This window comes from Nocardia brasiliensis, assembly GCF_011801125.1.
Taxonomy (GTDB): domain Bacteria; phylum Actinomycetota; class Actinomycetes; order Mycobacteriales; family Mycobacteriaceae; genus Nocardia; species Nocardia brasiliensis_C.
In genome coordinates, this window is the sequence record NZ_CP046171.1 from 2008345 (window position 1) to 2023963 (window position 15619).

Here is a 15619-nt window from a genome sequence, read left to right on the forward strand (position 1 = left end):
CGGTCGCGGTGCGGTCGGCGCACCGAGCACCTAAGATTGTGGGCTAACAATGCGGTGATTTCTCGGATATATCCAGACAACCCCTATTTGCTTTTGCTCGGCTCGCCCGTGTTGCGGCGGCTTGCCGCGACACGATGACCAAGGGGTGACGGGAGGAATCAGTGCACGTGCTTGGACCATGGACCGATACCGCGACGATCGCCGAGCTCGGCGGTGGTAAAGCGCGGGGCCTGCATAGCCTGGGGCAGTGCGGGTTTCGAGTCCCGGACTGGACCGTGCTCGGCACCGATGTGTTCGCGCGGTTCACCGCCGAGAGCGGACTCGCCCAGGCGGTGGACACGATCGTTTCACTCGATGATCTCGATGCCGCGCTTGCCGTCGCGGCCACTTTTCGAGCCGAAATCGCCGCGAAATCGTTACCTTCGGATATCGGTGTTTTGATCGCCGAGGCATATCGCAAGCTCGGTAGCGGGGCGATAGCGGTGCGCTCGTCCGTGGTCGCCGAGGACGGTCCTGACCACTCGTACGCGGGCCAGTTCGACTCGTTCCTGAACGTCAACGGCCTGGACGCGGTCCTCGACCGGGTGCGCGACTGCTGGGCCTCGGCCTTCTCGGAGCGGTCGCTGCGCTACGCGTTCGCGAACAAGCAACCGCCCGCCGCCGCGGTGGCGGTGGTCTTGCAACGGCTGGTCCCCGCGCGTGCCAGCGGTGTTCTGTTCACCGCGAACCCGATCAGCGGCGCGCGCGAGGAGTTGTTGCTCAGCGCGGTCTACGGATTGGGCGAGGGCCTGGTGTCCGGTGCGGTGGACGCCGACTCGGTGGTGATCGACAAGAGTTCGGGCACGGTGCTGGAAACCGTGCTGGGAGACAAGGATCAGTCCTACACGGTCACGGCCGATCAGGGGTACACGATCAGCGAGGTCGAGCCGGCTCGACGCGCGCAAGCCGCGCTCACCGCGGGCGAGATCGCCGAGATCGCGGAACTGGGCACAAAATTGGAAGCCGAGTTCGGGGCGCCGCAGGACGTGGAGTGGGCGATCGACGGCGACGGACTGTGGTTCTTGCAGGCACGCCCGATCACGACGGCGCTGACGAGCCTGCCGCCCGGCGCGGTGCTCCGCGGCGCGGGCGAGGCGGTGCCCGAGGGCGAGCGCCGAATCTGGGACAACTCCAACATCATCGAGAGTTTCAGCGGGATCACCTCGCCGCTCACCTACACCACCGCCGCCGACATCTACGGCCGGGTGTACGACGGCTACGCGCGCTCGCTGCGGGTGCCGAGCGCGCAGCTGCGCCAGACCGAGCAGTGGACTCCGGTGCTGCTCGGCTATTTTCACGGCCGGGTGTACTACAACCTGCTGCACTGGTATCGGATGGTCGGCATCGCACCCGGCTATCCGCTGAACCGCAAGGTGCTAGAGGCCGCGCTCGGCGTGGCCGAGCCGCTGCCGGACGACGTCGCGAAGACGTTGCGGCCGTTCACCTTCGGCAATCCGCTGGCCCGGCTGCGGTCGCGGGCGGTGACCACGGTGACCTACCTGCGCCGGTTGTTCGGCATCGACGAGCTGGTCGAGCAGTTCATGACCGAGTTCTACCGGGTCTACGACGAGTACGACGCGATCGACTACACCGCGCTCTCCGGCGCGCAAGCCTATGCGGCCTACCGGAAGGTGGATCGCGATCTGGTCGAGCGCTGGGGACCGCTGATGGTGCTCGACGCGATCCTGTTGACCTTGACCGGGTCGATGTTCCTGCTCACCAAGCTGTTCCTGCCGAAGGCGCCGGAGTGGTTCCTGTACGCGGTGGTCGGGCCGGGCGCCGATGTCGAGTCCGCGGAACCGGCCCGTGCGATGAAGGCGCTCGCCGATGCCGCCCGGCTCGATCCGGAACTCACGCGGCTGGTGAATTCGACTGCGCCGGAGCAGATCTACCCGGCCCTGGCACAGCACCCGGAGTTCCGCGCGCAGGTCGACGCCTACATCGACCGGTACGGCTACCGCAGCCTGGACGAGCTGAAGCTGGAAACGCCGGACCTGCGCGAAGATCCGGCGAGCCTGTTCATCATGCTGCGCAGCGCCCTGCCCGACGCGCCGCTCGGGCACCGCGACGAGGCCGAGGAGTACCTCGACGCGCACCTGGGCGGACTGCGTCGCCGGATCTATGAACGGTTGCGCGGCAAGGTTTCCCGCTGCGCGGCCCATCGCGAGCGGCTGCGGTTCTGCCGGACCCGCGCGTTCGGCATGGTCAAGCGGATGATCCGGGCGATGGGCCGGGATCTGGCCGGACGCGGCGTCATCGACGAATTCTCCGACGTGTTCTACTTGACCGTGCAGGAGTTGCGCGGCTGCTACGAGGGCGCCGACACCACGTCGATGCGCGCACTCGTCGCCGCCAGGAAGGCGCAGCGCGCCAAGGACGCCGGATTGGTGGCGCCCGCGCGGTTCGTCACCGTCGGTTCGGTGTTCGGCCGAGCCGAACTCGCGGAGCAGGGGTGGGTGCCGGTCACCGACACCCCGGCGGCCGAGGCGGGGACCGTGCTGGCGGGCACGCCGTCGGCTTCTGGCGTCGTGACCGGGACCGCGGTGGTCGTGGACGAGCCGCGCGACGTAGCCGGTGGCATCCTGGTGGCCTATCGCACCGATCCCGGTTGGGTGGCCGCGCTGCCCTCGGCGGCGGCGCTGGTCATCGAGCGTGGTAGCCCGCTCACCCATGTGGCGATCGTGGCGCGGGAACTGGGCGTGCCTACGGTGGTCCAGATCAAGGACGTCACCAAGGCGATCCGGACCGGTATGCGGATCCGGGTCGATGGCACCAGCGGCACCGTGACCGTGCTGGCCGAAGGAGAGGACCACGATGCGTGACGACAAAGATGTTGCCGCCGTCCGTAATTGGCTGGCCGATCCGGCCGGCGAGGCCGGGATCTACCTGGCCGACGAGGCCGACGGCTGGGAGTACCGCAGCTACGCCGAGCTCGCCGAGTCGACCTGGTCGATCGCGGCGCTGATGCGCGAGCACGGCATGAGCAGCGGCGACGGCGCCTGCGTGATCATGCCGACCGGATTCCCCTGTGTCGCCGCGTTCTACGCGGTCTGGGCGTGCGGCGGGGTGTTCACGCCGGTCGCGCCGCCGATGTTCGGCGACCTGGACCAGATCGTCGCGCACATCGCAGGGATCCTGACCCAGGCCGCGCCGCGGCTGGTGGTCACCTCGATCGAGTTCGAGCAGCTGGTGCGCCAGGCGGCGACCGCGGCCGGGCGCACCGACGAGCCGCTGGTGATCAACGCGGCGGCGCTGCCCGAATGCCCGCCCGCGCAACGGGAGTTCGGCGCACCCGACGAGTGCGCGCTGCTGCAGTTCACCTCCGGCTCCACCGCCGCCCCGCGCGGTGTGCGGGTGAGCTGGCACAACCTGGCGAACAACATCGCGATGATCTCCGCGCTGGTCGAGTGGCAGCCGGGCGAGGCGATGGTCTCGTGGCTGCCGCTCTACCACGATATGGGTCTGGTCGGCGCGTTCCTGACCACCGTCACCAATCAGGGCGATCTGTATCTGATGCGGCCGGACCAGTTCGTCCGCGACCCGGTCCGCTGGTTGCGCGCGATGGCGCACGCCCAGCACTCGCCGTCGCCCTCGTTCGCGCTCGGCTATGTGGCACACCGGGTTTCCCCCGCCGAGATCGCCGATCTGGACCTGTCCGGTTGGCGCACGCTGGCGGTCGGCTCGGAACCGGTCGAGATCGCCGATCTTCAGTCCTTCGCCGAACTCACCGGCCCGCAGGGTTTTTCGATGAGCGCCTACACGCTCGCGTACGGGCTGGCGGAGTCGACGCTGATGGTCACCTCCTCGGCGCGGCATCGCCCGATCACCGCGTTGCGCATCGATACGCCGACGCTGCGCTTCGGCGAGCCGATCACGGTGCTCGAGCAGCGGCTGCTGGATGACACCCACCGGGTCGAGGGCGCGGGCTGGATCACCGGCCTCGGCTACTCCACCCCGGAGTCCACCGTCACGGTGGTCGACGAGGAGGGCCGTCCGCTGCCGGACGGCACCCTCGGCGAGATGGTGGTGGTCGGCGATTCGGTCGCGCTCGGCTACTCCGACGAATCCGCGTCCGCATCCACCCGGATCAGCGACGGCGCACTGTACTCCGGCGACGCCGGATTCCTGCACCGCGGTGAGGTTTTCGTGCTCGGCCGGATGGGGTCGAGCCTGAAGGTGCGCGGCCGGTCGGTGTTCATGGAGGACATCGAGTCCCGGGTCGCGCAGGAAACCGGCATCACCAAGGGCAAGCTGGCCGCGGTCGCGATCACCGAGCCTGGCGCCCAGGGCATCGCGCTGTTCGCCGAGTCCAAGCCGGGGGACTGGATCGCCGAGGCACGCAAGATCATTCGCAGCGAGCTCGGTCCCGCCCAGACCGTCAGCATCGTCACCGGCCCGCGCGGCATCATCCGCCGCACCTCCAGCGGCAAACCGCGCCGCAGGCACATGTGGGAGCAGTTCCGCACCGGCGCACTGGCCGACGCGGTCGCTCACGAAGAAACGGTGGGCGCAGGCGAGCGGGCCGCCCAGGAGACCGACTCGGACCTACCCGTGCCGACCATGGCGATCGATCGGGCAGCCCAGCTGCTCGACAAAGCGATGGACAGCGTTGTCGTGCCGCGGGATTCGACCGTGCTGTTCGAGGGGTCGCTGGCCGAGGGCTTCGGCAACGACGGTTCCGACGTGGACTTCCTGGTGCTCGCGCCCGGCGACGAGGATCTGCCGACGCTGCCGACCGTGCTCTTCATCGACGGCCGCCGGGTGGAGGTGCGGACCCGCTCGGCCGCACAGCTGCGCGGCCAGCTCGAACAGGTCGCCAAGGCCACCACCGCGGCGGAACTGGACGAGGATCTGCTCAACCGCTGTCAGCGGTTCCTGCGGGCGACCGTGGTGCGCACCGGCAGTCAGGACGTCGGCGAATTGCGGGCGCTGCTCCCGCACGCCGCGTTCGCCGCGCTGCTCGCCGAGTGGTGGCACGACCGCGCCAGGCAGGCGCTGCGGTACGCCGTGGCGTTGCGTGCGCTGCACGCCCGCGACGAGGCGGTCGAATGGGCCCGCGACGGCCTGCTCCAAGCGATGAAGGGCTGGGCGGCGCGCCGCGGCGAGAGCTACGTGGAGACCAAATGGCTGCCGCGCCAGCTGGATCGGATCGGCGCCGACGATCTCATCGACCGCTACCGCGCGCTCGCCGATCCGGCGGCCTGGTCCGGTGCGGACACCGGCCGCGACACCGCGACGGCACCGGCCGAGGACGCGACCTGGGCCCAGTTGTTCACCCTGGCCGGGGAACTCGGGGTCGACGGCGTCGTCGACGATCCCGACCAGATCCTGTTCACCCGCGTGCCCGACGTGACCACCTGGCACATCGGCCCGCGCGTGCACGTCATGCGGGACAACAGCGACGTCTTCGTGCTTTCCGACGACGCCGCGCGCGCCTGGCGCTCGGTGGTGTTCCGGCATTCGATCGCGGCGGTGCTCGGGCGCGCTCAGCACGACAGCACCGCGGCCTTGGCCGAGTTCCTGCGGCTCGGGTTCGTCGGCCTGCAGTGGCGCGGCGGTGAAAAGCTCACGCCCGCTTTGGCGCTCTGCAAGCGCGCCAAGCCGTACACGCCGGTGCCCGCCGCGCTCGCACCCGCGCTCGGCGTGACCGGTGCGGCGCGCACGGACGTGCTCGTGACGCTCTCGCCGTTGCCCGCGCGCCGGTTCACCGAGTGCGCGTTGAACCTGGTGTGGTCGAACATCGTGCTGGAGAACGCCAGGGAGGACCTGGCGGGCGCGATCAAGAACGCGCAGGGCGCGGTCGCCGACATCGCCGCGCATCGGATGATCGCGATGGCCGTGCGGGTGGTGTTGTCCGCCTACGGTATTCACCCGCTGCCCGCCGATGTCGCCCCTGTGGCGACGCTGCACCGCCTGCTGCCGTCGACGTCCCGGCACCGGGACGAGCTGCTCGCCCGGCTGGAATCGGCACGGCGGGTGCGATTCTCGGAGCTGGTGGACGGCGGCGACGCGCTGGCCGGGCTCGCCGCTGTCGACGAGTTCGTCACGCTGGTGCGTTCGGTGGCCGCCGACCCGGCCGCCACCGGCTTCCCCGCCTCGTTCGACTCGCGCGAGCAATGGCGTCGCACGCTGGCGATCGGCTACGACTGGTTGCGCATCGCCGGCTATCTGAACACCGAGCTGCCCCTCGACGAGGCCCGCGACCTGCTGGCTTCCGGTGGGCAGCAACCGCATCTACGCAACGAGGAGGTGCAGGCATGACCGCAGTCGCCGATGCCGCGGTGGCCGAACGGGTCCGGGCGCTGGTCCAGCGGATGGCGCCCGACCCGCGGGCGGTCGCCACGGACGACCAGCGACTCGTCGAGGACATGGGCTTCGACTCGCTGCGTTTGATGGAGCTGACGGTGGTGCTGGAGCGGTCCTTCGACTTGCCCCGCTACCGGCCCGAGCAGCTCGTCGGCGTGCGCCGGGTCGGCGAGGTCGTCACGCTGGTCACCGGTACGCTCGCCGCGGAGGGACGCGCATGAGTGGGCGGGATACGGTGTTGCTCACCGGGGCCTCGGGCCTGGTCGGCGCGGAGGTCGTCGCGCGGCTTGCCGCGGCGAGCAGGCCGGTCGCCGCGGTGCTGCACAGCAATTCGCGGATCATCCGCAACGACGGCACGGTGCTCGGCGCGGGCCGCGCGGTCGCGGGCGACATCCGCGCCGCGGGACTCGGTCTGGCCGAGCCGGATCGGGCCGATCTCGCCGACCGCGTCGGCATCATCGTGCACTGCGCCGCGACGACCGCCTTCGACGCTTCCGCGACCGATTACGACGAGCTCAACGTGCGGGGCACGGCCAACGCGATCGAGCTGGCGCGGGCGTGGGACGTGCCGCTCGTGCACGTCAGCACCGCCTACGTGTGCGGTGAACGCAGCGGCACCGTCGCCGAGAGCGACCTCGACGCGGGCCAGTCGTTCGGAAACGGCTACGAGCAGAGCAAGTTCCGGGCCGAGCAGCTGGTGCGGGCGGCGGGGGAGCAGGGACTGCGCTGGGCGATCGTGCGGCCGGGCATCGTCACCGGCGCGAGCGACACCGGCGCGATCCGCGAGTACAAGAACCTCTACACCGTCGTCAAACTCATGGTGGAGGGCAAGCTGCGCTCGCTGCCCGGCCGCTACGACGCGACGCTCGCGCTGGCCCCGGTAGACCACGTCGCCGACGTGATCGCCGCCGCCGTACTGGATTTCGATTCCGCGTACGGGCGCACCTTCCACGCTGTCGGCCGGGATTCCCTGTCGCTGCGCGAGGTTTCGGACGTGCTCGCCGAGTACCCGTCGTTCGAGGTCGCGACTTTCGTGCCCGCCGGGACCTTCGACGAGAACGACCTCGACGGGATCGAGCGCGAGTACTACCGGCGCATCGGTGTGCTCTACACCAGCTATTTCCGCCGCCGGTTGCGTTTCGACACGGCGAATACCGAAGTGCTGCTGGGCAATCCCGCGCCGGAAAGTGGCAAGGAGTACCTGCGATCGCTGTTGGACTACTGCCTGGAGTCCGGCTACCTTGGCGTGCCGCTGCCTTCGATCGAAGAAGTGCTGGCGAGCACCGAGGTCGGCGAGGTGGCCCGATGAGCGCGCCGATCGAGCGGCTGCTCGCGACGCTGACTCCGCAGCCGGAGAAGGTGAAAGCCTATGCCGCCGACACCTATCTGCTGGAGACCGTCGACCAGCTCGACCGGCTGGGTGTGGACGCCGCGAAGTTCGCCCGTGAACATTCGCTGCTACTGCTCAAGCCGGACGCGATCGTCGCCAGAGCGGTCGGGCCGACCCTGAAATGGCTGGCCGACAACGACTTCCAGGTCGTCTCCGCGTTCCGGGCCGGTGTGGATCGGCACCTGGCCCGCGCGCTGTGGTACTTCGCGTGGAACATCGCCTCGCCCGAACGCCGCACGCTGGCCGATCTGCTCGTCGGTGTCTCCGACGTGCTGGTGCTGGTCGTGCGCGGCGCGGACGGGGAGCTGCCGGTCTCGGTGCGGCTCACCGAGGCAAAGGGACCGACCGATCCGCGTAAACGCGAGGCGGGCCAGCTGCGATATCTCCTCGGTAGACACAATTACCTGCTCAACCTGGTGCATTCGCCCGACGATCCGGCGGACGTGCTCCGTGAGCTCGCCATCTATCTGGACGAGCACCGGCGGGCGGCGGTGATCGCGCAGGCGAATGCGGGTGCGGATCGCTCGGCCGAGGCGCTCGCGCTCACCAATGCGCTGTACACCGCGGTCCCCGCACGCAGTTTCGATCGCGCGGACGCGACCGAACAGATCCTGGGCGACCTGAAACGGGCCGGTGCGCCTGCCCCCGATGACTTCGACCCACATGCGGACGACGAGTGCGCGCGGCTGCTGTACGCCGCGTGGGCCGAAGGCCGAGAACTCGATCCGTGGTCGGTGATCGTGCTCGGGTCTTATGTACTCCCGATGCGGGCCGGTACCCAGCAGCAGACGCTGCGACCGGTATCCGCTGACGATTGGTTGGAGGGACGACCGTGACGGCAAATGTGGAAACGGTGAAGACGGCAACCCATCTACGCACCATCTCGCGTGCGCTGGCGCACCGGTGCGCGGTGTCGGAGGTGTTCGTCACCTCGCTCGACGCCGTCGGCGAGCACGAGTTCGTGGTCGGTGCCCAATTGCCGCGGATGCACGCGTATTACAGCGACCACGCCGGAACGCTGGGTTTGCGTCACGATCCGCTGCTGGTGATGGAGGCGGCCAGACAGGCCGCGATCGCGCTCAGCCACGAGTTCTACGGTGTCCCCGCCGAAATGGGGTTCATCGTGCGCACCTTCAACGGCACCGGCGCCGACACCGCGGCCTGGACGGTGGGCACCGCGCCCGCCGACCTGGTCATGCGGGTGCGGGTGCCGCGCAGGCACGTGCGCGGTGACACGTTGCAGGGATTGGACATGGTGCTCGAAATCGATTGCGGCACTGAGTCGATGATGACCGTGGACGGGTCGTTCTCCTGGGTGACGCCGCGGCAGTGGGCGGCGCTGCGCTCGGCGTTCCGCAAGAGCATCGACCTCGGGGCGTACGTCGGTGCCTCGGCGCTCGGTGAGCGGGCCGCGGCGGCTGACGTCGGGCGGGAGAACTGGCGCAACGTCGTGATCGGGCCGCCGCGACTGGAGGGCAACACCGCAAGGGCGGTGCTCGTCCCGGATCTGGGGCATCCGTTCCTGTTCGATCACGAACTCGACCACGTGCCCGGCAGCCTGCTGATCGAGGCGTGCAGGCAGACCGCCTTGGCCATGGTGCTGCACCGCGCCCCGCAATTGGAATGTGTCGGAAGCTCTTTCGATCGTTTCGTCGAGCTGGACCGGCCAGCGGAATGCGTCGCCGAGATCACCGGGCAGCAGGCCGACCGCACCGTGATCCACTGCGAGATCTGGCAGGCCGACGCCGTGGCGGCCGAGATCGATCTCGAATTCGCCGACGACGAACTAGGTTTCGGCGCCGACGAGCCGGAGGCGAGCCGTTGACGGGCGCCGAACTGCTCACCACCACCCGGTCCACCCGCCGCCGTCTCGACCTGTCCCGTCCGGTCGATCGGCAGGACCTGCTCGACTGTTTGGACATCGCGGTGCAGGCGCCCAGCGGCAGCAATCGGCAACCGTGGCGGTTCCTCATCGTGCAGGACGGTGAAACGAAGCGGCAGATCGGGGAGTTCTACCGCAAAAGCTTCGCCGCCAACCTGTCCGGTCGCACACCGCGGCCCGACCAGCTCGGTGACCTCGCCTCGGGTCAGTACCTCGCCGATCATCTGGCCGAGGTGCCCGCGCTGGTGTTCGTCTGCTCGCTCGGCCGCCCGCCGGAGCCCGCCGCGCCGCCGCGCCTGGCCAGCTTCTACGGATCGATCTATCCCGCGGTGTGGAACTTCATGCTGGCGTTGCGCACCCGCGGACTCGGATCCTGCCTGACCACCGCGCACCTGGCCTACGAACGGGAAATCGCGGAGCTGCTCGGGATTCCGTACGACGAGGTGGCCCAGGTGGCCATGGTGCCGGTCGCGCATCTGCTGCCCGGCCGCGACCGGCCGGGGCGGCGCACCCCGGCCGCCGAGCTGACCAGCTGGGACCGGTGGGCGTGACCGGCCCGCTGGCCTCGATCGCGCGGATAGTGCGGTTCACCGCGGTGATGTACAAGCCGCACTATCTGCTCTACGGCGTGCTGTGGGTGCTGGCGCTGGAGGGCACGGCTTCGCTGGTGACACAGCCGGATTCGGCGTGGCGGCCGACCTGGCACACCGTGCTCCGGATCGTCGTCGTCGCGTTCGTGCTGCTGTACCTGCGCATGGTCGACGAGCAGAAGGACCTCGAGTACGACCGCGTGCACAATCCGGACCGGCCGCTGGTGACCGGCGCGGTGAGCGCGGGAGAGCTGCGGGCGGCGATGGGTGTCATCGCCGTCGGCGCGATCGCGGGCAGTCTCGTGCTTTCGGTCGGTTCGGCCGTGATGATCGCCGTGGCAATGGCTTACGGGTTGGCGCTGTGGGGCATGGAGCGCCTGTCCGGCACGGTGCGCGACGCGATCATGGTGAACCTGATCGTCACCTACCCCGTGCAGCTGCTCGTGACCGCCTACGTGGTGGTTTCGGCCATCGACACCGGTGAGGTCCGGGCGCATTGGCAGGCCGCGGCCGTGGCCGTCGTGTTCGCGGGCGCGTTCCTGCAATTCGAATTCGCCAGGAAGACTTCGCGGGAGCGCCGGCCGGGCGAGATGCTGTACTCGAACGCGCTGGGCGCCAACGGGAGTGTGGCGGCGATGCTGGCGTGCGCGGCGATCGCGGTGCTGTGCGACATCTTGCTGGTCCGACCGTGGGACTTCGCGGTGCCCGCGGCGTCGGTCGCGTGGGTGCCGGTGGCGTTGCTGTCGCTGCCGCTGCTCGGTGCGGTGAAGTTCCTGCGTTCGACGCGGACCGACTATCCCTTCGGGCCCGCGGTGCTGTTCATCCTGTCGTTGTATCTGACCTTGATCGTGCAGGCGTTGCTGCTGCCGTAGCGAACTCGTGCCGGTGCGGTCGGCCGTGTCGGCCGTTGTCGCGGGGGAATACCAGGGACGATCGGAGTTTCGGCGTCACACCACGGAAGAGAGGATCGCTGTGAGTATCCTGCTGAAGCGGATCGGCGGAGGTGGCTGTCTGGTCACACTCGCCTCCGGATTGCTGATCGCGGGCTCGGGGTCCGCGCAGGGCGACCCCGGCGCGTGCTACATCGACCAGGGGCTGACCGACGCGGTCGCGCGATGCCACGATGGGGACGGCGCCTCCGTCCTGGAGATCGAATGCGTCGGCCTGATGACACCGAGTACGCCGGACGGCCAGATCTTCGGCGCGTACTCGGGCACGGATTCCGTGCCTTCCCCGGTCGGCCAGCCCATGCGCGCCTCGTGCATCTCCGACGACACCCTCGGCTTCACCACCCGAGCCTTCGTCACCCCGAAGTAGCCGACCACTCATCGGGCACCCCGCAACGAAGCGGGTTGGCCCCTCCTAATTCCCTTGTACCACAACCAGATACGCGGGAAGGCATGTCGTGTGGGCCCAACTCGCTCGGCTACCACCGGAACGGATTACGCCGCCGGGGCGGCGGCGCGGATGTGTCCAGTCGCGCACCCGCACGAGTCCACCTGTCGACCAGGCGGCGGTGCGCGTCCGACTCGCAGTGCAGCACCACCCGGAACCCTCTCGGCGTAGGCGAGGTGACTCCGGAGCCGGTCGAAACCAGCCCCGACGGCTCCGCCGATTCCTGTCTGATGAATTCGAGTCTGTCGATCAGAACAGCCAAGGCCGCCTTGTCTTTCGCCAAGGTCGCATCCGCGTGCCACACCGAGACCGCGTATCCCTGCGGACGGGCGGCAGCCAATCATCGAGATCTGTCATGCATTCATCGAAGGCAGCCCAGTTCTGCCCGAAATACCAGGGAAACTGGAACGCGGCCGCGAACTCCGCGAACAGTTCGGTGGTCGTCCGCATTCGCTGACCGCGGACGTGTACAACCCGGTACCCCTCGTCCGCCACGCGGCCTTCCGTTTGACTGAAATCTGCCAGGCGTGCCTGCACGACCTCGAAGGGCAGGTCCGATGACCGGTCGACCATTGTTACCTCCGGAGCGTTGGGTGGGGCTCTTCGGGGCAGGGAGTTGTGGTGCGGTCGGGAGTCGGGCTCGTGTCGTCGACTGTAGCCAGGTGGTGGAGTGTCGGCGGGACAGCGGGCCGCGGGTGCTCAACTCATTTTGGTCGCGGTGAGCATGACGGTTGTGTAGTGGCAGACGAAATTGCCGCCGGATCGGTCTATGACCGCGCCTAGTTCGGTGCGGACCTCGTTGAGTGCGGTTTGCGGTAGGCGGGTGGTGGCGCCGGTGGTGGCGGCGTAGTCGAGCCATTCGTCGCGGGTGTAGGGCTGGGTCCATTCGAAGCTCCGGTGCTGTGGCTCGTCGAATGCGGCCGTCGCGCGGATGCCGTCGGCGGCCTTGTCACACATCGCGGTGTACATCTCGACGCCGGACATCTTGGGGAGACGGGCGATCGGGGAGTCGGGGAACATCCGCCGGAACACGTCGGTGAGCGCCTGTTCGAGTGCGGGCGGTGGTTGCTGCACGTTCCAGAACAGGGCGAGGGTGCCGCCGGGACGCAGCGCGGCGGCCGCTTTGTGCGCGCCCGCGACGGGATCGACCCAGTGCCAGGTCTGCCCGGCGACGACCGCGTCGAAGGCGCGTCCCGCCGGATCCCAGTTCTCGAAGGTGGCCACCTCGACCTCGGTGCCGGTGCGTCGCGCGAATTCGGCCATGCGCGAATCGGGTTCGACGCCGAGCACGGTACAGCCCGCGGCCTGGAACTGTCGCGCGACGATGCCGGTGCCGATACCCACGTCGAGGACATCGCGCCCCCGCCCGGCCGCGACGACCGCCGCGATCAGCTCGGCCGGATAGCGCGGGCGGGAACGGTCGTAGCGTGCGGCGTCGACACCGAACGATTCCGCGATCGCGCGGGCCTGATGTGCTTGCGGTTCGGCCGAGGGTGATTGCTCAGACGGTATAGTGGGCATGTGCCCACTATAAGTGGGCACATGCCCACTCGACAAGGGGTGGGCACGTCGACGAAGGAGACACACGGTGCCAACGGGAGTAGCGATGCGTGACGTGCGCGCACAGCTGTTCGACGCCGCCGAGCGGATCTTGCGCGAGGCCGGCCCGAGCGCGCTGACCAGCCGCGCGGTGACCACCGAGGCGGGGTGTGCGAAGGGCGTGCTGCACCGGCACTTCACCGACTTCGACGATTTCCTTGCCGAGCTGGTGCTGGATCGGGCCGCGAAGATCGAACAGCTCGCCGCGGGCTTGCAGGTGTCGGCGGGTAGCGGTGCGGTCGTCGAGAACCTCTCGGACGCACTGAGATCGGTGTTCGAGTCGGTCGCGGTGGCGATCGTCGCGCTGGTCGCGTTCCGGGACGAGCTGCGCGCCAGGCTACGTCAGCGCTGGCCGATCGGGCTGCCGCTGATGGCGGAGGCGACGGCCATGATCGGCGGCTACCTCACGGCCGAACGCGCGCACGGCCGGATCGCCGCGGCCGCCGACATCGACGCGCTCGCACTGGCTTTGATCGGCACCGGGCATCTGTTGTTCGCCGACCGCACGGGCCCGCCGCCGGATGACGCCGCCGTCACCAGGGCGGTGACGACGGTCGTCGGCGGTGCGCTGGCCGCCGAGTAACGGCGCGTACGTGTCAGGCTTCAGCTCGGCACGGCTTCCAAAATATTGTCCGGTGACACCGTCGGAATCACCCGCTGCAACGTGAAGCCGTAGCGCGCCAAGAACTCTCGATACTCCGCGGCCGTGCGTTCGCGCCCGCCGACGTTGACCAGCATCTCCAGATCGACGAACTTGCCCGGATGCGGGCGGTGATTCTCCGGCAGCACCAGTTCGACGATCACCAGGCGCGCATCGGGTTTCATCGCCGCGCGGACCGCGCCCAGAATGCATCCCGCGTCCTGCTCCGGCCAGTCGTGCAGGATGTGCTTGAGGATGTAGACGTCGCCGCCCTGCGGGACGGTGTCGAAGAACGAGCCGCGCTCGATGGTGCAGCGCTCGGCCACGCCGCGGACGGCCAGATGCGCGGCCGCGGCCTCGGCGACCTCCGGCAGATCGAACAGGATTCCGGTGGATCGCGGTGCGCCGCGCAGGATTTCGGCGATGAGCGTGCCCTCCCCGCCGCCGATGTCCACCACGGTGTCGATGCGGGTGAAGTCGTAGGCCGCGAGCAGCGGACCGAGCGAGAGGGTGCCGATGCTGGTCATCGCGTTGTCGAAGAGCTTGCCGAGCTGCCGGTTCGCCTGCACGTGTTCGAAGAACGACATGCCGTGCAGCGCTTGGCCGACCGGCTTGCCGGTGCGCACCGCGTCGACCAGATGGGACCAGTGGTCGCGGTGCAGTGCGGAGCCGAAGAACAGCGCGGCGTCGCGCAGCGAGACGGCGCTGTCGCTACGCAATGCCTTGGCCATCGGCGTGAGCGCGTACCTGCCGTCCCGGCGGCGGGCGAAGATGCCGTGCGCGATGAGCAGCCGCAGCAGCCGGTGCAGCCCGTCCTCGTCGGCCCCGATCCGTTCGGCCAGTTCGGCGCCGGTGCGCGGGCCGTCGGCGAGCGCGTCGGCGACGCCGAGTTCGGCGGCGGCGTGGATCGCCTGGGTGAGCCAGCCCGCGGCGAGCAGTTCCATCACCGCGATATGGCCGGGGACCAGCTTGCGATAGGCGACGGCCACCCCGTAGCGGATCAGCTCGACGGCGCGGACCACCACGTGCGGTGGAGTTCTCGATTGCCCGGATGCCATGGGTGGCTCCATCCCCTCGACGGTCGGCACCGCCGTGTCGGACCGGTGCCCGTGCGGCGTGTCGCCGCACCAGCGCTCATCGAGCTCCGCGCTGGTGCGCTGTGAACAAACGCGCCCCACGTAGCGTACGTGGTCGAGGTACGGCCGGCGGGCGATCCGAACGTCGTTCGAGCGCGACCCTCAGAACGTCCAGCGGGTGGCACCGCCGGGATCCACCGTGGACACCGCGGTGGCCGACTGAGCCGTGATCCGATAGACGTGCCACGGCGGCGAGCCCGCCGACGGCGCACTGTAGGCGGCGGTGAGTGCCAGTCCGGTCGCGTCCGGCGCGGCGGGCCATCCGTCGGCGGCGTACTTCGCGGCGACCGCGGCCACCACCGCCGGGTCGGTGACCTGGCTCGCTGTGCCCTCGACGGCGAGATCGAAGTCGTGCAGCGAGAGGCTGACCGCGCAGCGCGGATCGCGAGCGAGGTTGCGGCCCTTGCGGCTTCGCGCACCCGTCGTGAACACGAGCGTGCCCTCGTGCCACAGCGCGCCGACCGCGGTCATGTGCGGGCGGCCGTCCGGGTCGATCGTGGTGAGCCAATAGGTGTGGCGGTTCGGGCCGCCGGTATCGGGTGCCTGGGGAATGTTCTGCTCGAGCGCGGCCTGGATGTTCGCCCAATCCAGCGCGGGCACCGAGTAGAGGTCTGCGAGGTTCTTGGTATCCATACCTCTGCT

14 protein-coding genes are annotated in these 15619 nt (G+C 69.2%); 10 read left to right on the top strand and 4 right to left on the bottom strand.

Annotated elements, in window-relative coordinates; translation table 11 throughout:
- Positions 1–167: 167 nt before the first annotated feature.
- The 9 genes from F5X71_RS09005 to F5X71_RS09045 all read left to right on the top strand — a co-directional run bounded on the left by F5X71_RS09005 (position 168) and on the right by F5X71_RS09045 (position 11524).
- The gene (locus tag F5X71_RS09005; protein ID WP_167461529.1) at positions 168–2861 is read left to right on the top strand and encodes a phosphoenolpyruvate synthase; all 2694 of its coding nucleotides are present in this window, start codon (positions 168–170) and stop codon (positions 2859–2861) included.
- Entirely contained in the window at positions 2854–6300 is a 3447-nt protein-coding gene (locus tag F5X71_RS09010) for an AMP-binding protein (protein WP_167461530.1), read from the top strand. Before F5X71_RS09005 ends, F5X71_RS09010 begins: the two co-directional genes overlap by 8 nt.
- Entirely contained in the window at positions 6297–6566 is a 270-nt protein-coding gene (locus F5X71_RS09015) for an acyl carrier protein (protein ID WP_167461531.1), read from the top strand. The genes F5X71_RS09010 and F5X71_RS09015 overlap by 4 nt, the downstream gene beginning before the upstream one ends.
- Positions 6563–7654, top strand: a complete 1092-nt coding sequence (locus F5X71_RS09020; protein WP_167461532.1) for an SDR family oxidoreductase — start codon at positions 6563–6565, stop codon at positions 7652–7654. Before F5X71_RS09015 ends, F5X71_RS09020 begins: the two co-directional genes overlap by 4 nt.
- The gene (locus tag F5X71_RS09025; protein WP_167461533.1) at positions 7651–8571 is read left to right on the top strand and encodes a nucleoside-diphosphate kinase; all 921 of its coding nucleotides are present in this window, start codon (positions 7651–7653) and stop codon (positions 8569–8571) included. The genes F5X71_RS09020 and F5X71_RS09025 overlap by 4 nt, the downstream gene beginning before the upstream one ends.
- A complete protein-coding gene (locus F5X71_RS09030; protein ID WP_238815792.1) occupies positions 8568–9560 on the top strand; it encodes a ScbA/BarX family gamma-butyrolactone biosynthesis protein in 993 nt (330 codons plus the stop codon). Before F5X71_RS09025 ends, F5X71_RS09030 begins: the two co-directional genes overlap by 4 nt.
- On the top strand, positions 9557–10168 hold the full coding sequence (locus tag F5X71_RS09035; RefSeq protein WP_167461534.1) for a nitroreductase family protein: 612 nt from the start codon (positions 9557–9559) through the stop codon (positions 10166–10168). Before F5X71_RS09030 ends, F5X71_RS09035 begins: the two co-directional genes overlap by 4 nt.
- Positions 10165–11079 carry a hypothetical protein gene (locus F5X71_RS09040; RefSeq protein WP_238815793.1) on the top strand — a complete coding sequence of 305 codons (915 nt, stop codon included), beginning with the start codon at positions 10165–10167 and terminating at the stop codon, positions 11077–11079. Before F5X71_RS09035 ends, F5X71_RS09040 begins: the two co-directional genes overlap by 4 nt.
- A gap of 100 nt (positions 11080–11179) precedes the next feature.
- Entirely contained in the window at positions 11180–11524 is a 345-nt protein-coding gene (locus F5X71_RS09045; protein ID WP_167461536.1) for a hypothetical protein, read from the top strand.
- Positions 11525–11851: 327 nt separating this feature from the next.
- Here the strand turns inward: F5X71_RS09045 and F5X71_RS37420 are convergent, their stop codons facing one another.
- Entirely contained in the window at positions 11852–12175 is a 324-nt protein-coding gene (locus F5X71_RS37420) for a barstar family protein (RefSeq protein ID WP_167461537.1), read from the bottom strand.
- 126 nt (positions 12176–12301) lie between these two features.
- Positions 12302–13123, bottom strand: coding sequence for a class I SAM-dependent methyltransferase (locus F5X71_RS09055; protein WP_167461538.1), 822 nt, complete (start codon positions 13121–13123; stop codon positions 12302–12304).
- Between the two features lie 67 nt (positions 13124–13190).
- Between F5X71_RS09055 and F5X71_RS09060 the strand changes: the two genes are divergently transcribed.
- Complete coding sequence (locus F5X71_RS09060) at positions 13191–13784, top strand: TetR/AcrR family transcriptional regulator (RefSeq protein WP_167461539.1); 594 nt, start codon at positions 13191–13193, stop codon at positions 13782–13784.
- A 20-nt stretch (positions 13785–13804) separates the two neighbouring features.
- Here F5X71_RS09060 and F5X71_RS09065 read toward each other — a convergent pair whose 3' ends face one another.
- Both F5X71_RS09065 and F5X71_RS09070 read right to left on the bottom strand, forming a co-directional pair.
- Entirely contained in the window at positions 13805–14899 is a 1095-nt protein-coding gene (locus F5X71_RS09065; RefSeq protein ID WP_167461540.1) for a methyltransferase, read from the bottom strand.
- Positions 14900–15079: 180 nt separating this feature from the next.
- The gene (locus tag F5X71_RS09070; protein ID WP_167461541.1) at positions 15080–15610 is read right to left on the bottom strand and encodes a pyridoxamine 5'-phosphate oxidase family protein; all 531 of its coding nucleotides are present in this window, start codon (positions 15608–15610) and stop codon (positions 15080–15082) included.
- Positions 15611–15619 lie beyond the last annotated feature (9 nt).

Excerpts from the sequence above, each read along its gene's own strand:
- F5X71_RS09020 (WP_167461532.1), top strand. The coding sequence starts at position 6,563 with ATGAGTGGGCGGGATACGGTGTTGCTCACCGGGGCCTCGGGCCTGGTC.
- F5X71_RS09010 (WP_167461530.1), top strand. The coding sequence starts at position 2,854 with ATGCGTGACGACAAAGATGTTGCCGCCGTCCGTAATTGGCTGGCCGAT.
- F5X71_RS09070 (WP_167461541.1), bottom strand. The coding sequence starts at position 15,610 with ATGGATACCAAGAACCTCGCAGACCTCTACTCGGTGCCCGCGCTGGAT.
- F5X71_RS09015 (WP_167461531.1), top strand. The coding sequence starts at position 6,297 with ATGACCGCAGTCGCCGATGCCGCGGTGGCCGAACGGGTCCGGGCGCTG.
- F5X71_RS09025 (WP_167461533.1), top strand. The coding sequence starts at position 7,651 with ATGAGCGCGCCGATCGAGCGGCTGCTCGCGACGCTGACTCCGCAGCCG.
- F5X71_RS09055 (WP_167461538.1), bottom strand. The coding sequence starts at position 13,123 with ATGCCCACTATACCGTCTGAGCAATCACCCTCGGCCGAACCGCAAGCA.
- F5X71_RS09065 (WP_167461540.1), bottom strand. The coding sequence starts at position 14,899 with ATGGCATCCGGGCAATCGAGAACTCCACCGCACGTGGTGGTCCGCGCC.
- F5X71_RS37420 (WP_167461537.1), bottom strand. The coding sequence starts at position 12,175 with ATGGTCGACCGGTCATCGGACCTGCCCTTCGAGGTCGTGCAGGCACGC.